The organism is Stenotrophomonas sp. GW821-FHT09E08, from assembly GCF_059416125.1.
Genome location: NZ_JBWKOO010000003.1, coordinates 243561 through 262039, shown reverse-complemented (window position 1 = coordinate 262039; position 18479 = coordinate 243561). Strand labels below are relative to the sequence as shown.

Annotated in this window: 21 protein-coding genes; 9 read left to right on the top strand and 12 right to left on the bottom strand. The window is 66.4% G+C overall.

Annotated features, from left to right (window positions below):
• Nucleotides 1-25: 25 nt before the first annotated feature.
• The 5 genes from AC07M7_RS05870 to AC07M7_RS05850 all read right to left on the bottom strand — a co-directional run bounded on the left by AC07M7_RS05870 (nucleotide 26) and on the right by AC07M7_RS05850 (nucleotide 5048).
• Nucleotides 26-583 carry a TlpA disulfide reductase family protein gene (locus AC07M7_RS05870; RefSeq protein ID WP_248298499.1) on the bottom strand — a complete coding sequence of 186 codons (558 nt, stop codon included), beginning with the start codon at nucleotides 581-583 and terminating at the stop codon, nucleotides 26-28.
• 109 nt (nucleotides 584-692) lie between these two features.
• A complete protein-coding gene (locus tag AC07M7_RS05865) occupies nucleotides 693-1472 on the bottom strand; it encodes a ferredoxin--NADP reductase (protein WP_046984352.1) in 780 nt (259 codons plus the stop codon).
• Nucleotides 1473-1552: 80 nt separating this feature from the next.
• Nucleotides 1553-3424, bottom strand: a complete 1872-nt coding sequence (locus AC07M7_RS05860) for an ABC transporter ATP-binding protein (RefSeq protein ID WP_253078169.1) — start codon at nucleotides 3422-3424, stop codon at nucleotides 1553-1555.
• Between the two features lie 241 nt (nucleotides 3425-3665).
• Nucleotides 3666-4115 (bottom strand): carboxymuconolactone decarboxylase family protein, encoded by a 450-nt coding sequence (locus AC07M7_RS05855; RefSeq protein WP_046984350.1) that lies wholly within the window; start codon nucleotides 4113-4115, stop codon nucleotides 3666-3668.
• Nucleotides 4116-4151: 36 nt separating this feature from the next.
• Nucleotides 4152-5048: an RNA polymerase sigma-70 factor gene (locus tag AC07M7_RS05850; protein WP_495206941.1), complete on the bottom strand. Its 897-nt coding sequence runs from the start codon at nucleotides 5046-5048 to the stop codon at nucleotides 4152-4154.
• A gap of 147 nt (nucleotides 5049-5195) precedes the next feature.
• On the opposite strand from AC07M7_RS05850, the gene AC07M7_RS05845 reads away from it, so the two are divergent.
• The 3 genes from AC07M7_RS05845 (at nucleotide 5196) to AC07M7_RS05835 (ending at nucleotide 7864) form a co-directional block, all read left to right on the top strand.
• Entirely contained in the window at nucleotides 5196-6713 is a 1518-nt protein-coding gene (locus AC07M7_RS05845; RefSeq protein WP_495206940.1) for a fumarate hydratase, read from the top strand.
• Between the two features lie 122 nt (nucleotides 6714-6835).
• Entirely contained in the window at nucleotides 6836-7171 is a 336-nt protein-coding gene (locus tag AC07M7_RS05840; protein ID WP_495206939.1) for a hypothetical protein, read from the top strand.
• A gap of 57 nt (nucleotides 7172-7228) precedes the next feature.
• Nucleotides 7229-7864: a glutathione S-transferase family protein gene (locus AC07M7_RS05835; protein ID WP_253078165.1), complete on the top strand. Its 636-nt coding sequence runs from the start codon at nucleotides 7229-7231 to the stop codon at nucleotides 7862-7864.
• A 94-nt stretch (nucleotides 7865-7958) separates the two neighbouring features.
• Here AC07M7_RS05835 and arsC read toward each other — a convergent pair whose 3' ends face one another.
• From arsC to AC07M7_RS05820, 3 genes are all read right to left on the bottom strand, one after another.
• On the bottom strand, nucleotides 7959-8300 hold the full coding sequence (gene arsC, locus AC07M7_RS05830; RefSeq protein WP_046984346.1) for an arsenate reductase (glutaredoxin): 342 nt from the start codon (nucleotides 8298-8300) through the stop codon (nucleotides 7959-7961).
• Entirely contained in the window at nucleotides 8300-9454 is a 1155-nt protein-coding gene (locus AC07M7_RS05825; RefSeq protein ID WP_495206938.1) for a phospholipase A, read from the bottom strand. Before AC07M7_RS05825 ends, arsC begins: the two co-directional genes overlap by 1 nt.
• Before the next feature lie 118 nt (nucleotides 9455-9572).
• On the bottom strand, nucleotides 9573-10058 hold the full coding sequence (locus AC07M7_RS05820; protein WP_010486801.1) for a DUF456 domain-containing protein: 486 nt from the start codon (nucleotides 10056-10058) through the stop codon (nucleotides 9573-9575).
• Nucleotides 10059-10293: 235 nt separating this feature from the next.
• Between AC07M7_RS05820 and AC07M7_RS05815 the strand changes: the two genes are divergently transcribed.
• Nucleotides 10294-10503, top strand: coding sequence for a cold-shock protein (locus AC07M7_RS05815; RefSeq protein WP_046984344.1), 210 nt, complete (start codon nucleotides 10294-10296; stop codon nucleotides 10501-10503).
• Between the two features lie 72 nt (nucleotides 10504-10575).
• Here the strand turns inward: AC07M7_RS05815 and AC07M7_RS05810 are convergent, their stop codons facing one another.
• Entirely contained in the window at nucleotides 10576-11070 is a 495-nt protein-coding gene (locus AC07M7_RS05810; RefSeq protein ID WP_495206937.1) for a glycine zipper 2TM domain-containing protein, read from the bottom strand.
• A 136-nt stretch (nucleotides 11071-11206) separates the two neighbouring features.
• Nucleotides 11207-11644: a hypothetical protein gene (locus AC07M7_RS05805; RefSeq protein WP_482997803.1), complete on the bottom strand. Its 438-nt coding sequence runs from the start codon at nucleotides 11642-11644 to the stop codon at nucleotides 11207-11209.
• An 80-nt stretch (nucleotides 11645-11724) separates the two neighbouring features.
• Here AC07M7_RS05805 and AC07M7_RS05800 point away from each other — a divergent pair, with 80 nt between their 5' ends.
• On the top strand, nucleotides 11725-12552 hold the full coding sequence (locus AC07M7_RS05800; protein ID WP_046984341.1) for a tRNA threonylcarbamoyladenosine dehydratase: 828 nt from the start codon (nucleotides 11725-11727) through the stop codon (nucleotides 12550-12552).
• A 77-nt stretch (nucleotides 12553-12629) separates the two neighbouring features.
• Here the strand turns inward: AC07M7_RS05800 and AC07M7_RS05795 are convergent, their stop codons facing one another.
• Together AC07M7_RS05795 and AC07M7_RS05790 are read right to left on the bottom strand one after the other, a co-directional pair.
• Nucleotides 12630-13403, bottom strand: a complete 774-nt coding sequence (locus AC07M7_RS05795; protein WP_495206936.1) for a TatD family hydrolase — start codon at nucleotides 13401-13403, stop codon at nucleotides 12630-12632.
• Nucleotides 13400-13615 carry a DUF6116 family protein gene (locus AC07M7_RS05790; protein ID WP_099784760.1) on the bottom strand — a complete coding sequence of 72 codons (216 nt, stop codon included), beginning with the start codon at nucleotides 13613-13615 and terminating at the stop codon, nucleotides 13400-13402. The genes AC07M7_RS05795 and AC07M7_RS05790 overlap by 4 nt, the downstream gene beginning before the upstream one ends.
• 163 nt (nucleotides 13616-13778) lie before the next feature.
• Between AC07M7_RS05790 and AC07M7_RS05785 the strand changes: the two genes are divergently transcribed.
• From AC07M7_RS05785 to AC07M7_RS05770, 4 genes are all read left to right on the top strand, one after another.
• A complete protein-coding gene (locus tag AC07M7_RS05785) occupies nucleotides 13779-14618 on the top strand; it encodes a glycine zipper 2TM domain-containing protein (RefSeq protein WP_317233321.1) in 840 nt (279 codons plus the stop codon).
• A gap of 131 nt (nucleotides 14619-14749) precedes the next feature.
• Nucleotides 14750-15292, top strand: a complete 543-nt coding sequence (locus tag AC07M7_RS05780) for a GNAT family N-acetyltransferase (RefSeq protein WP_482997805.1) — start codon at nucleotides 14750-14752, stop codon at nucleotides 15290-15292.
• Nucleotides 15293-15465: 173 nt separating this feature from the next.
• Nucleotides 15466-16122 carry a glutathione S-transferase family protein gene (locus tag AC07M7_RS05775; RefSeq protein ID WP_046984383.1) on the top strand — a complete coding sequence of 219 codons (657 nt, stop codon included), beginning with the start codon at nucleotides 15466-15468 and terminating at the stop codon, nucleotides 16120-16122.
• A gap of 77 nt (nucleotides 16123-16199) precedes the next feature.
• A complete protein-coding gene (locus AC07M7_RS05770) occupies nucleotides 16200-18479 on the top strand; it encodes a thiamine pyrophosphate-dependent enzyme (protein ID WP_495206935.1) in 2280 nt (759 codons plus the stop codon).

Here is an 18479-nt window from a genome sequence, read left to right as displayed (position 1 = left end):
CTGCCGGTCGCCTTGGGCGCAGCGCTCAGTGTCCCAGCGCTGGTACGCCTGCCTGGCGGTTGCGGACCTCTTCGGGCAGGGCTTCGATCACCTGTTGCATGATCCGCGGCAGGCTGGCCTCGCTGTAGCCGCGATGGGCATGGACGATGGTGCCGTCGCGGCCGACGATGAACATGTGGGGTACGGCGACGATGCCGAACTGCTCCGCCAGCGCACCGCCAGGATCATGCAGGTACTCCAGCTTCGGCCAGTCACGCTGGCGGATCAGCCGGCTGACCTCCAGCCGCGGTTCGCCCCAGTTGACCGCGTAGACCTTCAAGGCGTCCTCGCCAATCACCTGCTGTAGATGGGCCAGGATCGGCAGTTCCTTGCGGCAGGGCCCGCACCAGGAGGCCCAGAAGGTCACGATGACCACCTTGCCGCGCTGATCGGCCAGATTGACCGGATTGCCCTTGCGGTCGTTGCCCAGCGCCTGCGGCGGCGTTTCGCCGCGTGCAGGCGGCGCAGCCCACGCCGGAACCGCTGCCAGCAGCAGGCCGGCAATTGCCCAAGCCCGCATCCAGTGCGGGATCGATGTGTTCATCATCCGTGTATTCCCCGGGAGGGCCATCGGCCCGTGCGGGGGGACGATGCCTGCAATGCGCAGGGTGCGCAACAGGTCGCGTACAAATGCGGGGCCAGGGCCCCGCGCTTTACTTCTCGACGAACGCGCGCTCGAACACATAGTGGCCCGGCTGGCCAATACGCGGCGAGACCTGGAAGCCACGGGCATCGAGCACGCTGCGCAGGTCGGCCAGCATCTGCGGGCTGCCGCAGATCATCGCGCGGTCGTTCTCCGGGCTCAATTCCGGCAGGCCGAGCGTGCGCTGCATCTCGCCGCTTTCCATCAGCTGGGTCAGGCGGCCCTGGTTGGCGAACGGCTCGCGGGTGACGGCCGGGTAGTACAGCAGCTTGTCGCCGATCATCTCGCCCAGGAACTCGTGCTCACGCAGTTCCTTCTCGAAGTAATCGCGGTAGGCCAGATCCTTTTCGTAGCGGACGCCGTGGCAGAGGATCACCTTCTCGAAGCGTTCGTAGGTTTCCGGGTCCTTGATGACCGACAGCCACGGCGCCATGCCGGTGCCGGTGCCCAGCAGATACAGGTTCTTGCCGGGGTGCAGATCGCTGATCAGCAGGGTGCCGGTGGGCTTCTTGCCGACCAGCACCTTGTCACCCGGCTTGATGTGCTGCAGGCGCGAGGTCAGCGGGCCGTCCTGCACCTTGATGCTGAAGAACTCCAGATGCTCTTCCCAGTTGGCGCTGGCGATGGAATACGCACGCAGCAGCGGCCGCGCCTCGGTTTCCAGGCCGATCATCACGAACTGGCCGTTCTCGAAGCGGAAACCGCTGTCGCGGGTGAGGGTGAAGCTGAAGTAGGCATCGGTCCAGTGACGGACCTCAAGCACCGTTTCGGCGCCAAAAGCGGAGGACATGGGCGTATCTATCGGAAGTCGTCGGGGGTGATTCTATCTCAAATGAGACAGGTTCTCATTAGGCGGAACGAGAGGCGTTCTCAGCGGTAACCCGCCGCCTGCAGCTCGAACAGCTCGGCATAACGACCGCCCTCGGCCATCAGCTGCTCGTGGGTGCCGCTGGCCTCGATCCGGCCATCGGCCAGCACCAGGATGCGATCAGCCATGCGTACCGAGGAAAAACGGTGGGAAATCAGCACTGCGGTGCGATTATCCGCCAGTTCCCTGAACCGCTGGAACACCTCGAACTCACTTCGCGCATCCAGCGCCGCCGTTGGCTCATCCAGGATCATCACCTGCGCGTTGCGCATCCATGCACGGGCGATGGCGATCTTCTGCCATTGACCACCGGACAGGTCCACGCCCTGCTTGAAGCGGCGGCCGATCAGCTGGTCGTAGCCGGCGGGCAGGTCGTCGATCACTTCTTCGGCCATGCCGCGGCGCGCGGCGTCGGCGATGCGCGCCTGGTCGTCCATCGCCTCGACCTGGCCGACGCCGATGTTCTCGCCGGCGCTGAGGTTGTAGCGCACGAAGTCCTGGAAGATCACCCCGAGATTGGCGCGCAGGTCGTCCAGGTCGTAGTCGCGCAGGTCGCGGCCATCGAGCAGGATGCGGCCCTCGTCCGGTTCGTACAGTCGCGCCAGCAGCTTCACCAGCGTGGTCTTGCCGGCGCCGTTCTCGCCGACCAGGGCCAGCACTTCGCCGGCCCGCAGCTGGAAATCGAGGTGGCGCACGGCCCATTGCTCGGCATCCGGGTAGCGGAAGCCGACGTTCTCGAACACGAAGCCTTCGCGTATCGGCTGCGGCACGCGTACCGCACCTTCGCGCGAGTGGATTTCCGGCTGGATCTGGAAGAACGAGAACAGGTCATCTAGGTACAGCGCCTGGCTGGCCACCTGCGAGAACCCGATCAGGAGGCCTTCCAGCAGCTGGCGCAGGCGCAGGAAGCTGCCGGCGAGGAAGGTCAGGTCGCCGATCGAGAAGTCGCCACGCACCGTGCGCCATGCGATGTAGGCGTACGCTGTGTAGTAGCCCAGCGTGCCCAGTGCAGCCAGCAGCGTGCCCCAGAACGCACGCCGCCGTGCCAGTGCACGGTTGGCCTGGAAGAGTGCTGCAGACAACCTGCGATAGCGTTCCACCAGGAAGCGATGCAGGTTGTAGATCTTCACTTCCTTGGCCGTTTCCACGCTGGCACCCAGCTGGCGCAGGTAGTCGAGCTGGCGGCGCTCCGGCGTCCACTGGAAGTTGAGGCTGTAGCCGGCCGCGTTGAAGTGCGATTCGCCGATGAAGGCCGGCACCAGCGCCAGCACCAGCAGCAGGATCAACCATGGCGCATACACCAGCAGGCCGACGGCGAGGCTGGCCACGGTGATCGCGTCCTGTACCTGGCCGAACAGCTGGCTCATCAGGTTCATCCGGCCCATGGTCTGGCGTCGCGCACGGTCCAGCTTGTCCTGCAGGTCCGGGTCCTCGAAGTCCTCCAGGTCCAGCGTTGCCGCGTGTTCCATCAGCCGGATGCTGGTGACGTTGGCGAACAGTTCCGAGAGCAGCGCGTCGGCATAGCTGACCAGCCGGCCGAGCAGGTCCGATGCAATGGCCAGGCCGAGCTCCAGCGCCAGCAGGCCCAGCAACGGATTCAGCACGCCGCTGGACAGTGCTTCGCCCAGTGGCGGGAAGCCAGCGTCGTGCTGGCTCAGGTGCAGGGCGCTGTCGATGATCAGCTTGCCGACGAAGAGCATCGCCACTGGCAGCAGCGCACGTATCAAGCGCAGGCCAAGGCTGGCCAGGGTGAGCGCTGGGCTGGTCTGCCAGACCATGCGCAGGAACGGCGGCAGGTTGCGCATCGCCCTGAAGCGCTGGCGCAGGCTGGGTTTCTTCGCGGCGGCAGCGCCAGCGGTGGAGGTAGCAGGCATGCGCGTATTGTGCGCGCCTGACGCGTGCAGATGGGGTCAGTGCAGGCGTGTGGCCGCGCCGGGGTCAGAGCCCTTTGCGGCGCAATGGGCCCTGACCCCATCAGCCCGAATCGGGTCAGAGCCCTTCGCAGTGCGAAGGGATCCGACCCACCGTCTCCACGCATGGCGTGGATCTACAGTGTCGACCAAGGTCGACACCTACCAACAGCTGCAGAACCTGACCCGCCCGGCTGGCCTCTCTTTACGGCAGCGGCGGCAGCAGGCCCGCACCCAACCGGTTCCAGGCATTGATCACCGCAATGCCCATGCTCAGGTCACTGATGCCCTTCTCATCGAAGTGCGGCGCCAGTGCATCGAACGCCGCCTGCGACGGCGCGCCGTCGGTCAAGCGGGTCAGCGCCTCGGCCCAGCCCAGCGCCGCGCGTTCGCGCACATCGAAGAAGCGGCTTTCGTGCCACGCGGGCAGGGTGTCCAGCTTGCGCGGCTCGATGCCGCCCTTGCGTAGCGTGGTGGCATGCATGTCCATGCAGTAGCCGCAGCCGTTGAGCTGCGAGACGCGCAGGAACACCAGTTCCATCAACGTCGGATCGATCGAGCTGTCATGCACCGCCTTGCTGGTGGCCAGCAGGCCCTTGAAGGCTTCGGCGGCCAGGCGGGTGTAAGGGACGCGGGGAGAGGCGTGGTCGGACATTTTCGGCTCCACGGCGGCCACGATGGCCGCCTTTCATTACAAGGACGCCGCACCGTCACCGCGCGTGACAACGTCCGGCAACTTTTCCGGATTCAACACGCTGTACACGTTGGCGATGCGGCCATCGACCACTTCGATGGTGGTGATCGAGTGCAGGCGATCGCCCTGGAAACGCAGGATCGCCGGTTCGCCATTGACGTAGCCCAATTGTGCCGGATGCGCCGCGCCGCGGCGGGCGATGGCCCAGAACAGGCGGCCGATGCGCTCGGCACCGAGCAGCGGGCGGACCGCCGCGGTAACCACGCCGCCGCCGTCGGAAACCAGTACCGCATTGGCGTGCAGCAGGGCCTGGATTCCCTCGCTGTCGCCGCGTTGGGACGCGTCCATGAAGCGTGCCAGCAGCTGCCGGTGCTGGCTGGCATCGGCATTGAAGCGTGGCCGCCCAGACTGCAGGCGCTGCCGGGCACGGTGCACCAGCTGCCTGCAGTTGGCCTCGCTGTGGCCGATCAGCTCGGCGATTTCGCGGTAGTCGTGGTCGAAGGCCTCCTTCAGCAGGAAGGCGGCGCGTTCCTCGGGGCCGAGCTGTTCGAGCAGGGTCAGGAAGGCGACCGAGACGTCGTCGGCCAGCGCATGCAGCTGGGCCGGACCGGGCGCCGGGTCAGGCTCGAGGGTGACCGCCAGCGGTTCGGCCAGCCACGGGCCGACGTAGTGCACGCGCTCGCGCTTGGCCGCGCGCAGCCGGTCCAGGCCGATTCGGGTGGTGGTGGTGACCAGCCACGCCTCGGGATCGCGGACGCTGGCCGGGTCCGCCCCGGACCAGCGCAGCCAGGCATCCTGGACCACGTCTTCGGCGTCGGCGCGGCTGCCGAGCAGGCGGTAGGCCAGCGCCATCAGGCGCGGGCGGTGGGTCTGGAAAGCGGTTTCGGCGTTCATGTGGGCAAGGACGCGCCAGCGGGGCGTCGCGTGACAGAGGGTTCGGGGTCTGATCTTGCCGGCCAACGGCCGGCACTACCACCCCGCGGCCGGGGGAGGGGGTAAAATGGGGAATTACCCCGCCAGCCTCCAGCAAGCGAGCAAGTCGTGACATCGATCAAGCAGGAAGACCTCATCCAGTCCATCGCCGACGCGCTGCAGTACATCTCGTACTACCACCCGGTCGACTACATCAAGAACCTTGCCGCCGCCTATGAGCGCGAGGAGTCGCCGGCCGCGAAGGAAGCGATGGCGCAGATCCTGATCAATTCGCGCATGTGCGCCGAAGGCCACCGTCCGATCTGCCAGGACACCGGCATCGTCACCGTGTTCCTGGAAATCGGCATGGACGTGCGCTGGGATGACGCCACCATGGGCGTGGAAGACATGGCCAATGAAGGCGTGCGCCGCGCCTACATGCACCCGGACAACAAGCTGCGCGCCTCGGTGCTGGCCGACCCGGCCGGCAAGCGCATCAACACCAAGGACAACACCCCGGGCGTGGTCAACGTCAAGGTGGTGCCGGGCAACACGGTCGAAGTGATCGTCGCTGCCAAGGGCGGTGGTTCGGAAGCCAAGACCAAGTTCGCCATGCTCAACCCGTCCGACTCGATCGTCGACTGGGTGCTGAAGACCGTGCCGACCATGGGCGCCGGCTGGTGCCCGCCGGGCATGCTCGGCATCGGCATCGGCGGCACTGCCGAGAAGGCGATGCTGCTGGCCAAGGAAGCGCTGATGGAGCCGATCGACATCACCGAGCTGCAAGCCCGTGGTGCGTCCAACCGCATCGAGGAGCTGCGCCTGGAGCTGTACGAGAAGGTCAACGCGCTGGGCATCGGTGCGCAGGGCCTGGGCGGCCTGACCACCGTGCTCGACATCAAGATCAACGATTACCCGACCCATGCGGCCAACCTGCCGGTGGCGATGATTCCGAACTGCGCCGCCACCCGCCATGCGCACTTCACCCTGGATGGTAGCGGCCCGGTGATGCTGGACCCGCCGTCGCTGGAAGACTGGCCGAAGCTGACCTACGATTCGTCCAAGGGCACCCGCGTGGACCTGGACACGATCACTCAAGAGGACGTGGCCAGCTGGAAGCCGGGCCAGACCCTGCTGCTCAACGGCAAGCTGCTGACCGGTCGCGACGCGGCGCACAAGCGCATGGTCGACATGCTCAACAAGGGCGAGCAGCTGCCGGTCGATCTGAAGGGCCGCTTCATCTACTACGTCGGCCCGGTCGATCCGGTGCGTGACGAAGTAGTGGGCCCGGCCGGCCCGACAACGGCCACCCGCATGGACAAGTTCACCCGCCAGGTGCTGGAACAGACCGGCCTGCTGGGCATGGTCGGCAAGGCCGAGCGCGGTCCGGCGGCGATTGAAGCGATCCGTGACAACAAGTCGGCCTACCTGATGGCCGTCGGTGGTTCGGCTTACCTGGTGTCCAAGGCGATCAAGGCGGCCAAGGTCGTTGGCTTCGCCGACCTGGGCATGGAAGCGATCTACGAGTTCACCGTGCAGGATATGCCGGTGACCGTGGCGGTGGATTCAACCGGTGAATCGGTGCACAAGACCGGTCCGCGCGAATGGCAGGCCCGCATCGGCAAGATTCCGGTGGTGGTGGAGTAATCCTGCCGCGCATCCGGTTCAAGCAACGGCGCCCGTGTGGCGCCGTTGTTGTGTGGTGAGGGTTAACGAACCTGCAGCATCTGCTCTGCTAGGCTCGGCGCGACCTCACACAGGACGTGTTCATGGGCCTGCATCGATTCATCGCCGTTGCGATCCTGCTGGCCCTGGCCGGCTGCAGTACAACCTCATCCTATGAAGGTGCGGACTTCTCCGCCTCCTCGCAGTGCCGCATGCAGTGTCAGGCCGACTATCGCAGCTGCATGGCGCGGGGCAGTATCGGCAGCAACGACTTCAGCTGCGAACAACAGATGGTGCCGGCGCCAGACAAGCGCTGCAAGGACGTTGCCAACCCCGAACTGCGCCGTTCCTGTGAACTGAAGGCGCACGACTGCGCGATACGCACACCGATCATGTCCTGTGGCGAAGGCCGCGATACCTGCATGAGCCGCTGCGGCTGAGCAACGACCGCTCGCGTGGGCGCATAATCGGCGGATCCATCCACACAGGAGCCGCGCATGAGCACCACGCTGTATGGTTCAACCAGTACTGCCGCGCTGGTGGTCCACTGGCTGCTGATCGAGCTGGGCATCGAGCACGAACTGGTGCTGCTGGATTTCGACGCGCGCGAGCACAAATCAGCGGAGTATCTGGCGCTGAATCCGGCCGGTGTGGTGCCGACGCTGCTGATCGATGGCCTGGTACTGACCGAAGCGGCGGCGATCGCACTGTATCTGGCTGACCGCCATCCGGAGGCCCACCTGCTGCCCGCACTGGGCACGCCGCAGCGCGCCGATGCCTACCGCTGGATGTTCTGGTGTGCCAATACGCTGCAGCCGGCCTATCGTGCCTGGTTCTATCCGCACGAAGTGGCGGGCGAGGCAAACGTGGAGGCCAGCCGCGAGATGGCACGGCAGCGCCTGGAAGCGGCCTGGCAGCATGTGGCCACGCACCTGCAGGCACACGGACCGTACCTGCTGGGCGCGACGCCCTGCGTGGCCGACTGCATGCTGGTGATGCTGATGCGCTGGTCGCGCAACATGCCGAAGCCCAGCGACACCTGGCCGCCGCTCAAGGCGCATGCCACGGCGATGAAGGCACGCCCGGCGTTCGCCGAGGTGTACCGCCGCGAAGGCATCACCGACTGGCTGTAGTCCGTTCTGTAGAGCCGAGCCATGCTCGGCTGCATTCATGGGTAGCACGCGAACCGCAGCCGAGCATGGCTCGGCTCCACCAAAGCGGGGTGGGTTACAGGACTTCCAGCACCGTTTCCGGTGGGCGGCACAGCCGGGTGCCCTTGGGCGTGCGCACCACGGGGCGGTTGATCAGCCGCGGGTGCTCGGCCATCGCCGCCAGCAGGCTGGCATCGTCAGCATCTTGCAGACCGAGTTCGGCGAACTGCGCTTCCTTGCTGCGCACCAGGTCACGCGCGCTCAATCCGGATTCGGCCAGCACCTGACGCAGCGTGGCCACGTCAGGTGGGTCGCCCAGGTACTCGATCACTTCCGGCTCGAAGCCGGCATCGCGGATCAGCTTCAGTGCGCCGCGCGAATTGCTGCAGGCCGGGTTGTGCCAGATCGTCACGACCATCAGAACCACTCCAGCAGGGACACGCCCACGCCCACGTAGGTGGCCTTGTGGTTGTAGTCGATCAGGCTCTCGCCATAGCCATCGAAGACCTGCACATGGCCGCGCAGCAGATTGCTGATCGGGAAGCCGTAATCCAGCTGCAGGGCGCCGTGCGAACGGCTGCCGGTGCGCAGCGAATGGCGCGCCATCAGCGAGACTTCATGGCCGTTGCGGTTCCAGGTCAGGGTCGCGTCGCCGCGGCCCATGTAGTCCTCGATGTCCGGGTTGTTGTCGTCGCTGCGGGTCTCGGGAATGCGGTACCACGGCCGCAGCACCAGCGCCCAGTTCTCGCGGTCCAGGCCGATGTTGAGCATCACCCGGTTCCAGCTGCGCGACAGCGGGTCGGCACGACCGTTGGACTGGTGGTTCAGCGCGATGCCGGTCATGCGCCCACGCCAGCCACCGATCGAGTAACCGTTGCGGAACACCATCATCACTTCCGGCTCGTAATTGGTTTCGCGGAACGGGCGCGAATCCTCGCCGTTGTAGGCCTGCCAACGCGAACTCTGGGTGTAGCCGGCCCAGATGTCGCCGTTGTCGCCGAACAGGTTCTCGGCGATCTTGGTCTTGAAGCTGATCTGGAACTTCAGCTCGGCACTGTCCAGTACCTGCGGCGTGGTGACCGTGTTGGCCGGGTTTGGCGAATGCGGCGTGGTGTTGCGGTCGCTTGTCCAGAACGCGGGCAGCAGGTACACCGGCTTGTACGCACGCAGCTGGAACGGCCCCAGCTTGGAGTCTTCGGCCAGTTCCCAGCGGCTGTCCAGCAGCGAACCTCGGCCGGCATTGGCCAGCGCGCTGTCCGGCGCAGAGGGGCGGAACAGGTCGCCGACCCGCTCGCGCAGCTTCTCTTCGCCCTGGCTTACGCGTGCGGTCTGGCGCTCTTCGCGACGGGCCTGCGCGGCCGCCTCGGCAGCGGCGTCGGCAGCGGCCGTGGCCTGCGGGGTGTGCGCGAACAGGCGGTCATAACAGGCCAGACGCGCAGCGTCGGTGGTAATGGCGGCGCAAGCCGCCGGCGAGGTATCGGTGCCGGGAACGAATTCCTGCGCGGCCAGCGGAGCACTGGCCAGGGCCAGCGCCAACGGCGCAAGGCGGGGAAGCAGCGGGGGGAGGGTCATTCCAGCAGGCCCTTCGGTGAATACGGGGATCGCACAGTGTGGCGGCTGCAACGGATCACGGCCAGCCCCCACTGTTTATGCACGGCCAAGACGTGCGCAGGGCGTGAAGACGGAGGTGTCACAGGAACCAGGCGAAGGCGAACAGGCCCAGCATCGCGATCACCACGGCCAGTTTCAGTGCCAGGCCGAGCAGGATGCCGAGCCAGGTGGCCAGCCCGACCTTGGTTGAGCGGCCCAGTTCGCGGGTGTGCCAGTACTCGCCCAGCAGGGCGCCGATCAACGGCCCGGCGAACAGGCCGATCGGCATGAAGAACAGGCCGACGATGCTGCCGACGAAGGTGCCCCACAACGCCTTGCGGCTGGCGCCCACCCGCTGCGCGCCGACCACAGTGGCCAGCACGTCGGCCAGCAGCGACAGCACGGTCAGTACGCCCAGTGCGACGAGCGTGGGCCAGCCGACGTGCGCGAAGCCGTCGGCCCAGGCCGCCAGCAGCAGTCCGATGAAGACCAGCGGGATCCCGGGGAGGGCCGGAAGGATGATCCCGGCGATGCCGACGAGGACAAAAATGACCGCTAGCAGATATAAGATGAATGAGAGTCCCATGCTGTCCCGTATGGTCGCCGTTTTGGGGTTGACAGTGAAAGATTTTGCCAGTTGCTTTTTCGTTTTGGGCGGGTTAAGTTGCAGTCGCTGAGCTTGGCAAGGTCACCGTGGATCGTGGCCTGATGAAGCAAGATCTTTCCGATCCGCTGCATCGATGCACCTCGCTTCCCCCTTGCTTGTCAGCCGCCCACCAGGCGTTTCCAACAACAAGAGAGAGTCAAAGGGAGTTAGTGAGATGGCTGATCGCGAGACCGGTACCGTAAAGTGGTTCAATGATGCGAAGGGCTTCGGCTTCATCAGCCGGCAGAATGGCGAGGACGTGTTCGTGCACTTCCGTGCCATCGAGACCCAGGGCTTCAAGAGCCTCAAGGAAGGCCAGGCCGTTACCTTCGAAGTCGTGCAGGGCCAGAAGGGCCTGCAGGCTGACAAGGTCCAGCCGGCGTAATACCTGCCGCACTCCGGCATGAAAAAGGCCCGCGCAAGCGGGCCTTTTTCTTTGCTGTCGGCCCGCCGCAGGTCAGCGCAGAACGACCCGCCCATTGACCACGCGCACGTAGGTGTTTTCGCGGATGCCGCCGAGGTCGCGCTGGTTGACCACAATAGTGCGGCCATCGTCCATGCGCACGCTGATGTCGTAGGTATCGCTGGTCACGTTCTTCTGGATCTGGTTGCCGGCCAGGGCGCCACCGACCGCGCCTGCAGCGGCAGCGATGTTCTTGTTGCCGCGGCTGCCGCCGGTGTGGTCGGAGATCTCGTGGCCGGCCACGGCGCCGACGATGCCGCCGAGGATCGCGCCGGTGGCGCTGGGCGCGGTGCGGCCGGACTGCACGGTGTTGATGCGGGTGACGATGCCGCAGTCGGCGCAGCGGCCCTGGTTGTAACCACCATTGTTGCCGTAGCCGCCATTATTGTAGCCGTTGTTGTAACCACCGCCACCGTAGCCGCCGGGGGTGGCACAGCCGGCCAGGGCGAGAGTTGCGATGGCGCTGGCAGCGATGAGCTGGATCTTCATGGGGCGTCTCCTGGCCGTGAAGGCGGGTGCGTTGGGTGGTACTGCGTCATGCAGCAGGGTGGACGAATCCTCTCCTTTCGAACGTGAACAACGCGCCAACCATGCGTGCCCTGGCCGGCTGCAGGATGAATGCGTGTCAGCGGTAGTCCTGGTGGCAGGCACGGCAGTCCGCCTGCAGTGTTTCCACCACTTTGGCCAAGGTGGTGCAGTCGCTGGGCGGCGCAGCCAGCGCGCTGTTGAGGTTGCCGCGCAATTGGCTGGCATGCTGCTGGAACTGCGCACTGTCCTTCAGCCCGGGAAAGGCCAGGTCCAGATCGTTGGACAACAGGCGGATGGCCTGCAGCCGCGGAACGCTGTCGACAAGGCTGCAGCGGTTCTGCTGCTGGGCCTGCTGCAACATCTGCGACTGCCGTTGCATCACCTGCATGAGGCTGTCCGGGAACGGGTCACGGCGGGCCTGCAGGGCACGTCCCACCATCACCGTGGCAATCAGCCCGATCAGCAGGCCCAGGCACAGCACGAACAGGTAGCGATAGGCAGTGGACGGGCGGCGGTGGGACGGGCTGGCGTTCATGGCGGGCTCTCCGGGCGTGCAACGGTGGGTTCGATGCCAGCGCGCTGTAGGTACCGGCGCCTGCACGTTAAAATAGCCCGATGAACGAACAGGTCAAACAACGCTTTGCCGGCATCGAACGTCTGTATGGCGTGGGCGCGCTCGAGCGCCTGCAGGGCAGCCGCGTGGCAGTGGTGGGGATGGGCGGGGTCGGCTCGTGGGTGGTGGAGGCGTTGGCACGTTCGGCGGTCGGCCACCTGACCCTGATCGATGCCGATGACATCTGCGTGTCCAACACCAACCGGCAGCTGCCGGCGATGGAAGGCAACTATGGGCGCAACAAGGCCGAGGCGATGGCCGAACGCTGCCGCGCGATCAATCCGGAGATCGAGGTCGATGCGGTGCAGGCGTTCCTGACCGTGTCCAACATGGCCGAACTGCTGGACCGTGGTTTCGATCTGGTGATCGATGCCTGCGACAGCTTCCGGGTCAAGGTCGAGACGATCGCCTGGTGCCGCCGCCGCAAGCTGCCGCTGTTGACTGTCGGTGCCGCCGGTGGCCGTACTGATCCGACCCTGGTGCGCATCCGCGACGTCTCGCGCACCGAGCACGACGCCATGCTGGCGCTGATCCGCAAGAAGCTGCGCAGCGAGTTCAACTTCCCGAAGAATGCCAAGCGCTACTTCGGCGTGCCGGCGGTGTACTCGCTGGAGAACGTGAAGTACCCGCAGGCCGACGGCAGTGTCTGCGGCCTCCGCCCGAACCTGGGGGCCGATGCGGCACTGAAGCTCGATTGCGGTGCCGGCCTGGGCGCAGCCACCCATATCACCGGCGCGTTCGCCTTCGCCGCTGTCGGCAAGGCGTTGGAGATGCTGCTGGAGCCGAAGAAGGTGAAGGCTGAAGTGGTCGAGGATCACGCTGACGCGTGATCGGTAGCGCCGGGCCATGCCCGGCGTAGGGTCCACCGCGGTCGTTACAGCGTGCCGACCAAGGTCGGCACCTACCGTTACATCGTGGGCAGGTTGAACAACCGCCGCGCATTTTCCGTCGTGGCCTGCGCCAGCGCATCCAGCTCGATTCCGCGCAACGCCGCCACATGGCGGGCGATGATTGCCAGTCGTGCGGGTTCGTTGCGCAGGCCGCGGATGCCGGCGTCGGGCTGGTCCGGGGCGTCGGTCTCCAGCAGCAGTTGTTCCAGCGGCATCTCCCGCACCAGTCGCTGCAGTCGCTGCGCGCGCTCGTAGGTCAGCGGTCCGCCCAGGCCCAGCAGGAATCCATGCCTGTGCAGTTGTGCGGCCTGTTCGGGGCTGCCGGAGAAGCTGTGCACTACGCCGCGCAGGCCGCCGATGCGACGGATCGCGGCGATCACCGCATCCACCGCGCGCCGCGCATGCACGATCACCGGCAGCTCGAACTCACGGGCAAGTTCCAGCTGGCCGATGAAGTACGCCTGCTGCGTCTCTGCATCCAGGCCTTCGACAAAGAAATCCAGGCCGCATTCGCCGATCGCGCAGGGGCGTTCGCGCTCGATCCACTCGCGCAGCTCGGACAGGTGCCCGGGGCGGTGCTCGGCCAGGAACATCGGATGCAGGCCGTAGGCCGGATACAGCCCCGGGGCCAGCCGGCAGACCTCGCGCAGCTTCGGCCAGCTGGCCGCGGTCACCGCCGGCACCACCTGCTGGTGCACGCCAGCTGCCTGTGCGCGCTCGACCACGGCGGCGCGGTCGCGGTCGAACTCGCTGGCGTCCAGGTGGCAGTGGCTGTCGACCAGCAGGTTCAACGCTGCTCCAGGGGCGGTGGCGTGGTCGCGCTCCGGCTCTTCCAGTTGGCCAGCAGCAGGGTGCCAAAGCCCAGCACCAGTTCGTCGACGAACGGAATCGGGTCGGGGATGAACAGGGTCAGCGCGAACAGGCCTGCGGTCAGCTTGAACAGGGTGGGGTAGCGCAGCCGGCGCGCCCATTGCAGGACCGGCAGCAGCATCGGGTTGGCCATGGCGGAGGTCCTCCTGGGGAATGTGCAAACGCTACCACGGGCCCAGCATTTCCAGATGCTGAATGGGTTACGGCAGTGAGCAGGAAATGTGGAGATTCCGTTCAGGCACCGCATGCTGCAATCTGGCCTGAGAACGTTGCGGACGGTCCGCAAGGAGCAGGTCATGAAAAGCACAACTACAACTGTCCTGGTCGCAGCGGGCGCGCTGCTGGTCGGTGGTATCGCAACCGCCGCCTTCATGAAGAGTGGCGACAAGTCGCCTGAGCAGCTCAGCGCCGGAAACCCGAGTGAATCGCGCCTGGTCGATGGCAATGCCACCGACGATGGCGCACGTGGCGACGCAGTGGACGCCAGTGCGCCGCGTGGCCTGGAATATGCCGATGTGCTGAAGGTCGATCCGATCACCGAGAAGCAGAAGGCCTATGCCACCGTGATCGGCACCGATCCGGTACGCGAGACGTCCACTACCCAGACCCCGCATGAGGTGTGTCAGGACGTGGTGGTGCAGGAACGCCTGCCCGAGCGTGACGGCAACGTCGGTGGCACCGTGGTCGGTGCCGTGGTCGGTGGCCTGCTGGGCAACCAGGTGGGCGGCGGCAATGGCAAGAAGGCCGCGACCGCTGCCGGCGCCGTGGCCGGTGGCTTCATCGGCAACCAGGTCGACAAGCGCCATGTGGGTGGCCGCGTGGTCAACCGCACCGAGCGCCAGTGCCACACCGAAACGGCCACCTCCGAGTCGAGCCGTGTCACCGGCTACAACGTGACCTACCGCAATGAAGACGGCACCACCGGCACCATGCGCATGGGCAGCAAGCCGGGCAACCGCATCGCCATGGGCACCAGCGATGTGGTCAAGGGCTATAACGTGACCTACCGCTACGACGGTGCAGAGAAGACCGTGCGTATGGACAACAAGCCGGCCAGCGATCGCCTGCCGGTGGTCGATGGCCAGCTGGTCACGCAGACCGCGGCTGCCGGCGCTACCGCCGCGACCCGCCAGTAATCCATCCGCACCACGCAGTACCTGACGGGCCGGCACATGCCGGCCCGTTTCGTTGGGGACGCCGATGTTCATCCGCGCCGGATGTGGGTCTACCATCATGGGCCTTCCCATCACTGCGATATGGAATCGGCATGAGCATCTTCGACCTGCGCCTGGAAACCGAGCGCCTGATCCTGCGTCCACCGCAGCGTGACGACTATGAGCAGTACCTGGCCTTCTGCGCCGACGAAGAGGTGATGCGCACGCTCGGAGGTGTGCAGCCGCCCTCGGTCGCGTGGCGGGGCTTCTGCAGCCTGGCGGGGGCCTGGCAGCTGTTTGGTTTCTCGATGTTCAGCGTGATCGAAAAGTCCAGCGGCGAGTGGGTCGGCCGGATGGGACCGTGGCAGCCGCAGGACTGGCCGGGCACCGAGGTCGGCTGGAGCATCCGTCGTGCCAGCTGGGGCAAGGGCTATGCCCCGGAAGCTGCCACCGCCGCGATCGACTGGGCGTTCGACACGCTGGGTTGGGATGAGGTGGTCCACACCATCGCAGAGGACAACGAGAACTCCCGCGTGGTCGCGCGCAAGCTGGGCAGCACGCTGCTGCGCATGGGCGAGCTGCCGCCGCCGTACAACGACAAGCCGATGCAGATCTGGGGGCAGTCGCGCGATCAGTGGCGGCAGCGCGCACGCTGAGCGTTGCCCGGTAGTGCCGGCCGCTGGCCGGCAACCTCTTGGCAGGATTCGTGCGATTGCCGGCCAGCGGCCGGCGCTACAAGGGTGCCATGCTGCACCCGCGCTTGGCATTCACCGGTGCGCTTGCCAGACTGCCCGCAGCCGGCCGCCGGCCGGATTCGATGGAGCAGGCAATGCTGGAAGAGCGCATCCCGCTGACGGTGCATGGCATGTCGGTCTCGGGTAACTGCCACAAGGTCCGCCTGCTGCTGGAGCAGCTCGGCAGCCGTTACCGCTGGGTGGAAGTGGACAGCGCCCATGGCCAGACCCACACCGCTGAATTCCTCGCGCTGAATCCGAATGCCAAGGTGCCGCTGATCGTCCGCGACGACGGTCGCGTGCTGACTGAATCCAATGCGATCCTGTTCTGGCTGGCCGAAGGCACGCCGTACCTGCCCAGCGACGGCTGGGAGCGTGCGCAGGCGTTGAGCTGGATGTTCTTCGAGCAGTACACGCACGAGCCCTGCGTGGCAGTGGCGCGCTTCATCCGTGGCTGGACCGCACCGGATTCACCGCGGCGCGCTGAACTGCCGCGCCTGCACGAGCGCGCCGCCAACGCGTTGGCGGTGATGGAGCAGCACCTGCGGCAGGCGCAGTGGTTCACCGGCAGCGGATACGGCATTGCCGACATCGCCCTGTTCGCCTACACCGATGTGGCGGGCGAGGGTGGCATTGCGCTGGATCTCTTCCCGGAGGTGCGCGGCTGGCTGCAGCGCGTGCGCGCGCAACCGCGCTTCCTGCCGATGCCGGCAGTGACCGCCGAGGTCCGTGCGCGCTTCGAGGCCGCGTGACTCTCACCAAGGTGACCCCCACGGGGTAGCGCCGGGCCGTGCCCGGCGGAATGCAACAACGACACGGAGGGTGTTCGATGTTCGCTGTGGTTCCAGATCCGATTCCCGCACGCATGCGCGTGCTCAACCGCGCCGAAGTGTGCGATGTCAATTTCCTCGATGCAGTGCGGGGCTGGCGCGGGACCCCACGCCAGCGACCGGCCCCGGACGCGCCGATCCTGCCGGGCACCACGCTTACCGCCGCTGCCTTCGACGACCTGTTCGATTCGCAGCTGGCCAGTCGCCAGCTGGACCTGATGGCGCGCGTGCTGCGCGTGCAGAACAAGGTCTTCTACACCATCGGCTCTTCCGGTCACGAGGGCAATGCGCTGCTGGCGCGGGCCTGCCGGCATACCGATCCAGCGTTCCTGCACTACCGCTCCGGCGCGTTCATGGCCGAGCGTTCGCGCCAAGTTCCGGGCATCGACCCGGTGCGCGACGCTGCGCTGTCGTTCGCTGCCAGTGTCGATGATCCGGCCAGCGGGGGGCGCCACAAGGTGTGGGGCAGCAAGCCGTTGTGGGTGCTGCCGCAGACCTCGACGATTGCTTCGCACCTGCCGAAGGCGCTGGGTACCGCGCTGGCCATCGAGAGTGGCAAGCGGCTGGGGCAGGCGCTGCCGATTCCCACCGACAGCATCGTGCTGTGCTCGTTCGGCGATGCCTCGTCCAACCATGCCACCGCGCAGACCGCGTTCAATACCGCAATGTGGTCTGCCTACCAGAAACTGCCGGTACCAATCCTGTTCGTCTGCGAGGACAACGGCCTGGGCATCTCGGTAAAGACGCCCGAAGGGTGGATCGCCGAGCGTTTCAGCCGTCAGCCGGGGTTGGACTATTTCTTCGCCGATGGCCTGGATCTGGCGGTTGGCCACGCCCAGGTGCAGGCCGCAGTGGAGCACTGCCGGCGCACGCGGCGGCCTACCTTCCTGCACCTGCGCACCACGCGCCTGATGGGTCATGCCGGTACCGACTTCGAAGTGGAATGGCGCGCGTTGCCGGAGCTGTGTGCGGCCGAGGCGCAGGATCCCTTGCTGCGCTCGGCGCAGATCGCACTGGAATCAGGCTGGATGGATGCGGCGGCGATCGAGGTTGCCTACGAGACGATGCGCGCGCGCTGCATGGCCGCTGCTGCAGAGGTTGAGGGGCGACCCCGGCTGCAGTCATTGCAAGAAGTGATGGCGCCGCTGGCGCCGTACACGCCAGTAACGGTGCAGGCTGAAGCCGAGCGGGCGCCGCCCGCCGACGCGCGCGAGGCGCTGTATGGCGGTGCCGACGCCCTGCCGGAACGGCAACCGCCACGGCACCTCGCCATACAGATCAACCACGGCCTGCAGGAACTGCTGGCGAAGTATCCGCAGAGCCTGTTGTTCGGCGAGGACGTCGCGCAGAAGGGCGGTGTCTACACCGTCACCAAGGATCTGCTGCGCCGCTTCGGCCCACGCCGGGTGTTCAACACCCTGCTGGACGAAACCATGATCCTGGGCATGGCGCAGGGCCTGGCCAACATGGGCATGCTGCCGATTCCGGAAATCCAGTACCTGGCGTACCTGCACAACGCCATCGACCAGCTGCGTGGTGAAGCCTGTTCGCTGCAGTTCTTCTCCAATGACCAGTACCGCAACCCCATGCTGGTGCGGGTGGCCGGGCTGGGCTACCAGAAGGGCTTCGGCGGCCACTTCCACAACGACAATTCGATCACCGCGCTGCGCGACATCCCTGGCCTGGTGGTCGGCTGCCCCTCGCGTGGCGACGATGCGGTGATGATGCTGCGTACGCTGGCAGCGCTGGCGCGGGTGGATGGCCGGGTGGCGGTATTCCTGGAGCCGATCGCGCTGTACATGAGCAAGGATCTGCACGAACCGGGCGATGGCCAGTGGCTGTTCGACTACCCCGCGCCTGGCCAGGCGCTGGTGCCGGGCGAGGGCCGGGTCTACGCGCCGGACGCCGGCGACCTGGTGGTCTACACCTATGGCAACGGCGTGCCGATGGCGCTGCGTGCGGCACGGGCAATCGAGCAGCAGCTGGGTTGGCAGGTGCGGGTGGTCGACCTGCGCTGGCTGGTGCCGCTGGATGCCGGCTTCATCGCCGCACAGGCCGCCAGCGCCCGGCGCGTGCTGGTGCTGGACGAGGGCCGCCACAGCGGCGGGGTGGGCGAGGGCGTGGTCACCGCACTGGTCGAGGCCGGCTTCGGCCACCTGCCGCTGCGCCGGGTCTGCGGTGCCGATACCTATACGCCGCTGGCGGGGGCAGCAATGTTCGGGCTTCCAAGCGACAATGCAGTGATTGGCGCCGCCCTTGAACTGGCGCAGGAACCCTGA

Bases quoted from the DNA above. Each gene is read 5' to 3' on its own strand.
- AC07M7_RS05870 (WP_248298499.1), bottom strand. From the start codon at position 583: ATGAACACATCGATCCCGCACTGGATGCGGGCTTGGGCAATTGCCGGC.
- AC07M7_RS05865 (WP_046984352.1), bottom strand. From the start codon at position 1,472: ATGTCCTCCGCTTTTGGCGCCGAAACGGTGCTTGAGGTCCGTCACTGG.
- AC07M7_RS05860 (WP_253078169.1), bottom strand. From the start codon at position 3,424: ATGCCTGCTACCTCCACCGCTGGCGCTGCCGCCGCGAAGAAACCCAGC.
- AC07M7_RS05855 (WP_046984350.1), bottom strand. From the start codon at position 4,115: ATGTCCGACCACGCCTCTCCCCGCGTCCCTTACACCCGCCTGGCCGCC.
- AC07M7_RS05850 (WP_495206941.1), bottom strand. From the start codon at position 5,048: ATGAACGCCGAAACCGCTTTCCAGACCCACCGCCCGCGCCTGATGGCG.
- AC07M7_RS05840 (WP_495206939.1), top strand. From the start codon at position 6,836: ATGGGCCTGCATCGATTCATCGCCGTTGCGATCCTGCTGGCCCTGGCC.
- AC07M7_RS05835 (WP_253078165.1), top strand. From the start codon at position 7,229: ATGAGCACCACGCTGTATGGTTCAACCAGTACTGCCGCGCTGGTGGTC.
- arsC (WP_046984346.1), bottom strand. From the start codon at position 8,300: ATGGTCGTGACGATCTGGCACAACCCGGCCTGCAGCAATTCGCGCGGC.
- AC07M7_RS05825 (WP_495206938.1), bottom strand. From the start codon at position 9,454: ATGACCCTCCCCCCGCTGCTTCCCCGCCTTGCGCCGTTGGCGCTGGCC.
- AC07M7_RS05820 (WP_010486801.1), bottom strand. From the start codon at position 10,058: ATGGGACTCTCATTCATCTTATATCTGCTAGCGGTCATTTTTGTCCTC.
- AC07M7_RS05815 (WP_046984344.1), top strand. From the start codon at position 10,294: ATGGCTGATCGCGAGACCGGTACCGTAAAGTGGTTCAATGATGCGAAG.
- AC07M7_RS05810 (WP_495206937.1), bottom strand. From the start codon at position 11,070: ATGAAGATCCAGCTCATCGCTGCCAGCGCCATCGCAACTCTCGCCCTG.
- AC07M7_RS05805 (WP_482997803.1), bottom strand. From the start codon at position 11,644: ATGAACGCCAGCCCGTCCCACCGCCGCCCGTCCACTGCCTATCGCTAC.
- AC07M7_RS05800 (WP_046984341.1), top strand. From the start codon at position 11,725: ATGAACGAACAGGTCAAACAACGCTTTGCCGGCATCGAACGTCTGTAT.
- AC07M7_RS05790 (WP_099784760.1), bottom strand. From the start codon at position 13,615: ATGGCCAACCCGATGCTGCTGCCGGTCCTGCAATGGGCGCGCCGGCTG.
- AC07M7_RS05785 (WP_317233321.1), top strand. From the start codon at position 13,779: ATGAAAAGCACAACTACAACTGTCCTGGTCGCAGCGGGCGCGCTGCTG.
- AC07M7_RS05780 (WP_482997805.1), top strand. From the start codon at position 14,750: ATGAGCATCTTCGACCTGCGCCTGGAAACCGAGCGCCTGATCCTGCGT.
- AC07M7_RS05775 (WP_046984383.1), top strand. From the start codon at position 15,466: ATGCTGGAAGAGCGCATCCCGCTGACGGTGCATGGCATGTCGGTCTCG.
- AC07M7_RS05770 (WP_495206935.1), top strand. From the start codon at position 16,200: ATGTTCGCTGTGGTTCCAGATCCGATTCCCGCACGCATGCGCGTGCTC.